The sequence below is a fragment of the Pseudomonas sp. RL_5y_Pfl2_73 genome, assembly GCF_963970515.1.
Taxonomy (GTDB): Bacteria; Pseudomonadota; Gammaproteobacteria; order Pseudomonadales; family Pseudomonadaceae; genus Aquipseudomonas.
This window is the reverse complement of sequence record NZ_CAXAPD010000007.1, coordinates 229999-239069: the sequence shown is the minus strand read 5'-3', so window position 1 is coordinate 239069 and position 9071 is coordinate 229999. Positions and strand designations below refer to the sequence as shown.

Annotated in this window: 8 protein-coding genes and 1 pseudogene; 4 read left to right on the top strand and 5 right to left on the bottom strand. The window is 61.4% G+C overall.

All coding sequences use genetic code 11. The features are described from left to right. The coding region (locus AACY42_RS09685) for a contractile injection system protein, VgrG/Pvc8 family (RefSeq protein ID WP_339478895.1) at positions 1-436 on the bottom strand (436 nt) is incomplete at its 3' end. 413 nt (positions 437-849) lie between these two features. Between AACY42_RS09685 and AACY42_RS09680 the strand changes: the two are divergent. The 4 genes and pseudogenes from AACY42_RS09680 to AACY42_RS09665 form a co-directional block, all read left to right on the top strand. Further along, positions 850-1029, top strand: a pseudogene (locus tag AACY42_RS09680) (transposase); the annotation flags it as partial. Positions 1030-1247: 218 nt separating this feature from the next. After that, complete coding sequence (locus AACY42_RS09675; protein ID WP_339478892.1) at positions 1248-2492, top strand: exonuclease SbcCD subunit D C-terminal domain-containing protein; 1245 nt, start codon at positions 1248-1250, stop codon at positions 2490-2492. Further along, entirely contained in the window at positions 2489-6130 is a 3642-nt protein-coding gene (locus AACY42_RS09670; protein ID WP_339478890.1) for an AAA family ATPase, read from the top strand. Before AACY42_RS09675 ends, AACY42_RS09670 begins: the two co-directional genes overlap by 4 nt. After that, positions 6127-6729 carry a glutathione S-transferase gene (locus AACY42_RS09665; protein WP_339478888.1) on the top strand — a complete coding sequence of 201 codons (603 nt, stop codon included), beginning with the start codon at positions 6127-6129 and terminating at the stop codon, positions 6727-6729. Before AACY42_RS09670 ends, AACY42_RS09665 begins: the two co-directional genes overlap by 4 nt. A gap of 147 nt (positions 6730-6876) precedes the next feature. Here the strand turns inward: AACY42_RS09665 and AACY42_RS09660 are convergent, their stop codons facing one another. From AACY42_RS09660 to AACY42_RS09645, 4 genes are all read right to left on the bottom strand, one after another. After that, positions 6877-7002 (bottom strand): hypothetical protein, encoded by a 126-nt coding sequence (locus AACY42_RS09660; RefSeq protein ID WP_003180680.1) that lies wholly within the window; start codon positions 7000-7002, stop codon positions 6877-6879. Between the two features lie 174 nt (positions 7003-7176). Further along, a complete protein-coding gene (locus tag AACY42_RS09655) occupies positions 7177-7356 on the bottom strand; it encodes a hypothetical protein (RefSeq protein WP_339478886.1) in 180 nt (59 codons plus the stop codon). Positions 7357-7512: 156 nt separating this feature from the next. Then, positions 7513-8688 (bottom strand): lactonase family protein, encoded by a 1176-nt coding sequence (locus AACY42_RS09650; RefSeq protein WP_339478885.1) that lies wholly within the window; start codon positions 8686-8688, stop codon positions 7513-7515. Further along, positions 8675-8971: a DUF5629 family protein gene (locus AACY42_RS09645; protein ID WP_339478884.1), complete on the bottom strand. Its 297-nt coding sequence runs from the start codon at positions 8969-8971 to the stop codon at positions 8675-8677. Before AACY42_RS09645 ends, AACY42_RS09650 begins: the two co-directional genes overlap by 14 nt. Between the last annotated feature and the right edge of the window lie 100 nt (positions 8972-9071).

Here is a 9071-nt window from a genome sequence, read left to right as displayed (position 1 = left end):
GGCGCGTGCGCAGGATGTGCTCGACGATCTCCGGCACCGACTGGTACTGGTAGATGCGGAACTGTTTGCCCCGGCCCAGCAGCGCGAAACGCGGTTGCAGGGTGATTTCGTAGCGGGCTTCGTCGTGGGAGCCGGACAAGCGCTTGAACTCGGTGACCGCACCGTGGAAGGTGCGCAGCGGCTTGATCACCGGCGGTTTGAAGCCCTTCGGTGTCGGCGGTGGCGGCAGCGGGTACAGGCTGAAATGCGCGCCCTGGTTGAGCAGGTCGGTGGCCGCCAGGTCGCGCTCGGTGCAGGTGAATTCGATGCGGTAATGGTAGGGGCGGCTCAGGTGTTCTTCGCCGGCGAAGGCCAGGACGTCGAGGTGGGCCTTGAGGTTGTAGACGCTCAGGGTGTGGCGGCTGTGGTCGAAGAAGATGGGGCGTTGGTTAGACATATTGCCGATCTCCCCAAGTGTTTCCCGCCGTTTGTCTAAGGTGGGGAGGTAACGGGGACAAAACCTTGTCAGCGTTGTTTTGATTGAAATCGACTTTGCGTTTTTCAGAACGGTTGGCAGGCATGACTTCCCTTGGTGCCTGCGTCTTTGCGCAGGGATTGGTTTTTCAAGGGTGGTCAGCGTGAATCAGCTCAAAGGATGGTTCCATCTTTTCGCATCGGGTTCGGCGACGTTTGGGACGCTTCCTATAGGGGAAGGGCGCAATTTCTTAGGAAACGGCCCACACGGCGCAAAAATGTCGCTATTGGAGCGCCTTGAGCAATGGGACAGTTTTAGTGATGCCCTACGTGAATCCCCGCGAAACACACGGGGATATCAGTCAGACGAGTTGTGGAGCAAGGGGTTGGTTAGCCGAAATTCGTAAGGTGATCTACACCACCAATGCGATCGAGTCGATCAACATGAGTCTGCGCAAAGTGATCAAAACCCGTGTATCTTTTCCGACCGATGAGGCGGCAACGAAGCTGTTTTATCTGGCACTGAACATCAGCAAGAAGTGGACAATGCCGATCCGGGACTGGAAAGCGGCCTTGCAAGGCTTGCCCGCGATGCAGGCGATGCGGTCCCTCAGAAATCGAGTCGCCTTCATCGCGGGCAAGCCTTGCTCCCACATAAATCTCCTTGCCACAGGATCGGTGCTCATGGATCCAACGAAGTTGAACACGTCCTCCCTCCCGTTTCCCAGTAAACTCTCCCTCTTTTAGCCGCCCTTCTCTTCACCGCGGCCATCATCTGTTTCCTGGAGCTCACCTTGCGTCTGTTTCACACCTCCGACTGGCACCTGGGGCAAAACCTGCACGGTCAGGAACGCGATTTCGAACACGCCTGTTTCCTCGACTGGCTGCTGCGTCAACTGGCCCACGAAAAACCCGACGTGCTGTTGATCGCCGGCGACATCTTCGACACCGTCAACCCGCCGGTCAAAGCCCAGGAGCGGCTGTACGACTTCATCGTCAGCGCCCATGAACAAAACGCCAACCTGACCATCGTGATGATCGCCGGTAATCACGACTCCGGCTCGCGTATCGAATTGCCTGCGCCGTTGATGCGACGCCTGCGCACCCATGCATTGGGTCGAGTGTTGTGGCTCGACGATGGGCAACTGGACGTCGAACGCCTGTTGTTGCCGTTGCCCGATGCCAAGGGCAAGGTCAAGGCGTGGTGCCTGGCCCTGCCGTTCCTGCGCCCTGCCGAAGTCACCGGTGCGCAACTGGGCGACGACTACCTGCGAGGCATCGGCCAAGTGCATGAGTGGCTGATCGCCGCGGCCAACAGCAAGCGCAAGAAAGGCCAGGCGCTGATCGCCATCAGTCATGCGCACATGGCCGGCGGTTCGGTGTCCGAGGATTCCGAACGCAGCCTGATCATCGGCAACGCCGAGGCCCTGCCCGCCAGCCTGTTCGGCCCGAGCATCAGCTACGTCGCCCTCGGCCATTTGCACAAGCCGCAGAAGGTCAACGGTGAAGAGCGTATCCGCTACAGCGGTTCGCCGATCCCGCTGTCATTTTCGGAGATCGGTTATCAGCATCAAATTCTCGACATCACTCTGGACGGCGAAACCCTGGTCAAGGTCGAGCCACGCCTGATTCCCCGGGCCGTCAACCTGCAACGCCTGGGCCCGCTGCCCCTGGCCGATCTCCTGGTGCAACTCAAGGACCTGCCCGACATCGACCTGCTGGCCGATGTCCAGCGCCAACCCTGGCTGGAAGTGCGGGTGTGCCTCGACGAACCGCAGCCGGACCTGCGTCACCAGGTTGAAACCGCGCTGCAAGGCAAGGCCGTACGCCTGGTGCGGATCGCCGCCGAGTACGCCGGCAACGGCAGCAAAGGCGGTGCCGATGACGGCAGCGCGCTGGTGGAGCTGGATCAACTCAGCCCCCAGGAGTTGTTCAGCCGCGCCTGGCAGGACACCTACGGCAACGAAGTGGACGAACAGACCCTCAAGGACTTTTCCGTGCTGTTGCAAGACGTGCAGATGGAGAGCGAGCAGCCATGAAGATCCTCGCGATCCGCCTCAAGAACCTGGCGTCCCTGGCCGGGCCGTTTGAAATCGATTTCACCGCCGAACCCTTGGCCAGCGCCGGCCTGTTCGCCATTACCGGCCCCACGGGCGCCGGCAAGAGCACGTTGCTCGACGCCTTGTGCCTGGCGCTGTTCGGCGCCGTGCCGCGCCTCAACAACACCGGACGCGACGCCAAGGTGCCGGACGTCGATGGCGACATTGCCACGGGCGACCCACGCACGCTGTTGCGCCGTGGCACGGGCGATGGCTTTGCCGAAGCGGATTTTCGCGGCATCGACGGACGCCGCTATCGGGCTCGCTGGGAAGCCAATCGTGCCCGGGAAAAAGCCGGTGGCAAGTTGCAAGCCAGCCGCCAGAGCCTGCGGGATTTGGACAACGATCAACTGCTGGCGAGCCAGAAAGGCGAATACAAGACCCAGCTCGAAGCGGCCCTGGGCCTGAACTTCGAACAGTTCACCCGTGCCGTGCTGCTGGCCCAGAGCGAGTTCAGCGCGTTTCTCAAGGCCGATGACAACGATCGCAGCGAACTGTTGGAAAAACTCACCGACACCGCCCTGTACACCCGCCTCGGTCGCCGGGCCTTCGACAAGGCCAAGCAAGCCAAGGACAGCCACCGGCAGTTGCAGGACCAGGCCACCGGTGTCACGCCGCTGGCCCCCGAGGCCCGGGCCGAGCTGGACCAGCGTTTCAACGACGCCCAGCAACAACTCAAGGCCCAGCAGACCCAACTCAAGCAGTTGGAACAGCAACACACCTGGCTCAAGGACCTGCGCCAGTTGCAGGACGAACAGAGCGGCGCTGCCGAGCAACTGCAACAGGCCCAGACCGATTGGAACGCACTGGCTGACGAACGCCTGAAACTGACTCGCCTGGAACAACTGGCCCCCCAGCGGCATCAGTTCATTCGCCAGACGGAACTGCACCGACAGCTTGAGCCTTTGGCGGTGCAGATCCAGCAACTCACCCAGCAGCAGATCGACCTGCATGCACAACAGGCCGAGCTGGAAAAGGGCGTCGGCGAAGCGCAACTGGCGCTGACCGCCGCCCGGCAGCAAAGCACCGACAGCGCGCCGTTACTGCGTCAGGCCTTCGACGAGCAGAGCGCCCTCGCCCGTCTGGCCCAGGACACGCGCTTCGCTGCCGAACGCCAGGAACAGGCACAACAGGCCTGTGCCGAAGGCCAGCGCACGATCGACACTTTGCTCGAACAGCAAAAGCAGGTAGCCGAGCGTTTGCAGCGCATCGCTGGCGAGCTTGAACAAAGTACCCACCTTGCGCCGCTGAGCGACGCCTGGAACGCCTACCGCGATCGACTTCAGCAGTTGATGCTGATCGGCAATCGTCTGAACAAAGGTCAGGCCGAACTCGCCACGTTGGAGCACAGCGCCGCGCGCGCCGCCGAGGACCTGACCACCCGCCGGCAAGACCTCGAAGTCCTCTATAAAGAAGCGGGTGCCGAGCCGGAAGCGGTGGCCGAACAGATCCAGTTGCTCGGCAACCTGCTGCAAGACAACCGCAAGCAACTGCGGGCGTTCGAAGAGTTGACCCGACTGTGGGCCAGCCAGCAAGAATTGGACAAACGCGGCGCCGAGCTCGAGCAACGCCAGCAGGCGGCATTGCAGGAACGTGACCGGCTGGTGCGCGAAGGCGGCGAAGCCAAGGCCGAACTGACGATTGCCGAACAGACCCTGACCGTCACCCGTGAACTGCTGGAACGCCAGCGCCTGGCCCGCAGCGAAAGCGTCGAGCAATTGCGCGCGCAATTGCAGGACCAGCAACCTTGCCCGGTATGTGGCAGCGTCGAGCATCCTTATCATCAACCCGAAGCCCTGTTGCAAAGCCTGGGACGGCACGATGAAAACGAGGAGGCCAACGCCCGTAAAGCGGTCGAGCTGCTCAATGAAAAAGTCATCGACCTGCGCACACAATACAGCGGCGTCATCGCCCAGCTCAAAGAATTCAAACAGCAGCAGGAACAACTCACCGGCCAGCAACAGAGCCTGACGCCCAGCCTTGAAGGCCACCCGCTGTCAGCGCAACTGCTGGCCCAGGACTCGAACAAGCGCGACGCCTGGCTGGCCCAACAGAACAGTCAGCTGACCCTGCGTATCAGCCAGGACGAACAGCGGCAAACCGCCCTACTGACCCTGCAGCAAGACGCCGCGCGCATGGCACAGCGGCTACGTGAAGCCGAGGCAGCCAGCCAACAGGCGTCACAGCACCTGGGCAACCAGCAGCAGGAACTGTCCCGCGACCGTCAGCGCCTGGACGAGGAGCTGAGCCACTTCAGCACCCTGCTACCCGCTGACACCCTACAGGCCTTGCGCAGCGAGCCCGCCGCAACCTTCCTGCAACTGGATCAGCAGATCGCCCAGCGCCTGGAGCAACTGGAGCAGCAACGCGACGAACTGGGCGAACAGCTCCAGCGCCAGCAGACCCTGGAGAAAGAGCAGGACCGCCAGCAGACCCGCCTCCAGCAACTGGAAGCGGCCCGCCTGCAATTCAGCGCCCTGAGCGAGCAACAACAGGCCTGCCAAGAGAAACTCACGCAACTGCTCGGCGAGCACACCAGCGCCGAACAGTGGCAGCAACAACTCGACCAACGCCTGGAACAGACGCGGGATGCCGAGGCGACGGCCAATCAGCAGTTGCAGCAATTGCGCAACGACCTGGTGCAACTGGCCGCCGAACTCAAGGCCCGTCAGGAACAGGCGCAATCCCTGGACCACGAACGCCAGGCGCTGGCCGCCGGAATCGCGCAATGGCGCACCACCCATCCGGAACTGGACGATGCCGCCCTCGAGGCCCTGCTCGGCCTGGACGACCACCACATCAGCCCGTTGCGCCAGCGCTTGCTCAACAGCGAAAAAGCCATTGAGCAGGCCCGCGTCCTGCTCACCGAGCGCGAGCAGCGCCTGCAAAACCATCAGGCCCAACACAACGGCAACCTGGCGCCCGAGCAACTCGCCCAAGCCCTCACCGAACTGCAAGGCCAATTCGCCGCCAGCGAACAGCACTGCGCCGAACTGCGCGCCGAACAGGCCGAGGACCAGCGCCGGCAGAACGCCAACCAGGCCCTGGCCCAGCAGATCGAACAGGCCTATGTCGAATACCAGCGCTGGGCACGCCTCGATGCCCTGATCGGTTCGGCCACCGGCGACCGCTTCCGCAAGCTGGCCCAGGCCTACAACCTCGACTTGCTGGTGCACCACGCCAATGCCCAACTGCGGCAACTGGTACGCCGCTACCGGCTCAAGCGCGGCGGCAGCATGCTCGGGCTGCTGGTGATGGACACTGAAATGGGCGATGAACTGCGCTCGGTGCATTCGTTGTCCGGCGGCGAAACCTTCCTGGTCTCCCTCGCCTTGGCATTGGGCCTGGCCTCGATGGCGTCCAGCACACTGAAGATTGAATCGCTGTTCATCGACGAAGGCTTCGGCAGCCTCGACCCCGAATCGCTGCAACTGGCGATGGACGCCCTCGACGGCTTACAGGCCCAGGGCCGCAAGGTCGCGGTGATTTCCCACGTGCAGGAAATGCACGAGCGGATTCCGGTGCAGATCCAGGTCCGACGCCAGGGCAATGGGTTGAGCACCGTGGAGGTGAAATGAACCGCGCCACACTCTATTCCTTTCGCCGCTGCCCCTACGCGATGCGGGCGCGCATGGCCTTGCGCTACAGCGCGGTCGAGTTGGACATTGTCGAGGTCAGCCTGAAGGCCAAGCCAACCGAGATGCTCGCACTCTCCAGCAAAGGCACGGTGCCGGTGCTGCAGGTCGATGGCCGGGTGATCGATGAAAGCCTGGAGATCATGCGCTGGGCCTTGGCCCGGCACGATCCGCAAGACTGGAGGCTACGGGACGACCCCGAAGGCCAGGCGCTGACGGCGGCGTTGATCGAGGAAAACGACCAGGTGTTCAAGCTGCACTTGAATCGCTACAAATACCCCGAGCGCCATCCCGAGTACCCGAAGGAACATTGCCGTAGCGAGGGTGAAGACTTTCTGCGCAGGCTGGAGGCCCTGCTTGAAACCCGGCCGTTCCTGGCGGCGAATCACCCGAGCCTGGCCGACGTGGCAGTGATGCCCTTCATACGCCAGTTCGCCCACGTTGATCGCGACTGGTTTGCCCAGGCGCCCTACCCTCGGCTACAGGACTGGTTGCAGAGGTTTCTGGATGGCGAGCTGTTCGTGGCGATCATGGCCAAGTAACCATTTGCACCCACCCCTGTGGCGAGGGGATTTCTGTGGGAGCAAGGCTTGCCCGCGATACAGGCGACTCGATTTCTGAAGGACCGCATCACCTTCATCGCGGGCAAGCCTTGCTCCCACAAAATATCAATAACTGGCCTGAGCCGATCAGTCACTCAGCAAGCTCAACAATCGCTCACGCGCCACTTCCAACTCGCCGGAATCCGGCTGGGCCGCGGAGACAATCGGGGTGGAATAGAGAAACAGCAGCATCACTGCCAGACGCATCGCCATGGTGTCGATCCTTATCGGCAAAGGAGTCAAATTGTCAGCGTCAAATTTAAACACATGGCCAAGTGACATTACAGCGGAATTTCTCTGGAAACGACGAAGCCTGCGATCTTTTCTCTTTCACCTGATGTTCAGTGAAGATGAAAAGATCGCAGGCTTCAGTCGTTGCGCGATCGTTCAGTGTTGGGTCTTGTGGTCCAGCGCTGCATAGAAGTTGGCGCTTTGTTGCAGGTATTTCTCGGTGTAGCTCTGGGTGCGGCTTTTCTTGTCGCTGATCTCGATGCTGGCACTGGCTGGCAATGCCACCGTGGCGGAGATGGCGGAAGCGGCGATCACGGAGAAGAGATTCAGGTTCATGGCGGTAGACCTCGGATTCAGTTGGCTGACTTGCCCGGTGGGGCCGTGAAGCAAACTTACGCGCCGAGGCGTCCTGCGTTGAAATGCTTTGCATCACTTGCGAATATCAGTCCCGTTGATACAACGGCGCAGGCCCCAAAAAACGGGGCCCGCGCTTTATTGAGAGACCATGAACTTCAAGTCGCTCGGCGCCTCCATCGGCATCTTCTGCACGGTCTTACCCAGCAGGCCGGTCTTCGGATCGCGCTCTAGTACCACGATCTGGTTGCTCTTCTGGTTGGCAATCAGCAGGAATTTCCCGCTCGGGTCGAGGCTGAATTCCCGTGGATGATCGCCTTCGACCGAGCGCCGCTGCAGCTCTTTGAGCGTGCCAGCGGCCGGGTCGATGGCGAACACCAGCACTTCGTTGGTGGTGCCACGGTTGCTGACGTAGAGGAACTTGCCATCCCTGGAAGCATGCAGCGCAGCCGCCGCTTTACCCGGCTGGGGTTTGCCGTCGGCCAGATCGACCAACTGGCGCTGCGTCAGGCGGCCGTCCTGGTAATCGAATACCGCGACCTGAGCGGTCATCTCCATCGTCAACCAGGCATGCTTGCCGTCGCCACTGAACAACAGATGGCGCGGCCCGCTGCCCGGCGGCAGTTGCACGAATGGCGGATCGGCAGGCGTCAGCGGCAGTTCGGGGTTGGCCTTGGGGTCGTAGCGGTAGACAAACACCTTGTCCGCCCCCAGGTCATTGGCGAACACGTATTTGCCGTCCGGTGACGGCACCGCGGAATGCACATGAGCCGATTTCTGCCGCTCGGGATTGACCCGACTGGGCTGGTGACTGCCCGACTGCACAACCGGAGCCAGCTTGCCGTTCGATTCCACTGGCAGCACCACCAAGGTGCCACCCGGGTTTTCCAGGACAGAATAATTACTGACCAACAAATGCTGGCCATCGTGGCTAAGGCTGGAGTGGGTCGGCTCATTACCCAGGGACTGCACCCGGTTGATCAGGCTCAATTCATGGGTCTTCGGGTCAATGGCGTAGCTACTGACCTTGCCCACCGGGTCTTTTTGGCCCGGCCCGTTTTCGTTGACCACGAACAGCCGGGTCATGTCCTTGGAAAGGGTCAGCCACGACGGGTTGTCTGTCTTGATCACTTGCAACGGGTTGGCATCGAGCTGGCCGGTACGACTGTCGAATTGCATCCGGTAGATGCCTTGGCTCTGGCCAGCGGTGTAGGAGCCCACCAGCAGCTGATGACGTTCATCGGTACCTGCCTGGACGCCCATGGCGCCCAGGCTGCCGGCCATCAACAACGGCCACAGACTACGCATCTTCATGTTCATCATCCTCATCGTCGTGGCCGCTGGTGGCTTCCACGCACTCCAAGTGGTGATCGCCTGAATCGCTGGTGATGATCCAGTGGTTCAGGGTTTTATCGAAGGTCGCGGCCTGCATCTGCGCCGGCGTGAAACGCCAGTGCTCAAGGGTGCGACCGTTCATGCACTCGACGTGCAACTGGTCCTGCTCGTCGAGGGAGAAATCGAACGCGTGCAGCCCATCGATAATCAGCATGTCGCTGGATTCGAGGGCGTGCAGCAGGGTGTCGGTTACGGCAGTCATGGCGATCAGTCGTTCATTGGGAAAGTCGTCATGATAACCCAATGTGGGCGTGGGCCTTGGGCCATGACTTCAGCAGCGAGTTTGACTGAGCTATCGCCAT

Coding starts and splice junctions, on each gene's coding strand:
- AACY42_RS09645 (WP_339478884.1), bottom strand. CDS start 8,971: ATGACTGCCGTAACCGACACCCTGCTGCACGCCCTCGAATCCAGCGAC.
- AACY42_RS09655 (WP_339478886.1), bottom strand. CDS start 7,356: ATGAACCTGAATCTCTTCTCCGTGATCGCCGCTTCCGCCATCTCCGCC.
- AACY42_RS09650 (WP_339478885.1), bottom strand. CDS start 8,688: ATGAAGATGCGTAGTCTGTGGCCGTTGTTGATGGCCGGCAGCCTGGGC.
- AACY42_RS09660 (WP_003180680.1), bottom strand. CDS start 7,002: ATGGCGATGCGTCTGGCAGTGATGCTGCTGTTTCTCTATTCCACCCCG.
- AACY42_RS09670 (WP_339478890.1), top strand. CDS start 2,489: ATGAAGATCCTCGCGATCCGCCTCAAGAACCTGGCGTCCCTGGCCGGG.
- AACY42_RS09665 (WP_339478888.1), top strand. CDS start 6,127: ATGAACCGCGCCACACTCTATTCCTTTCGCCGCTGCCCCTACGCGATG.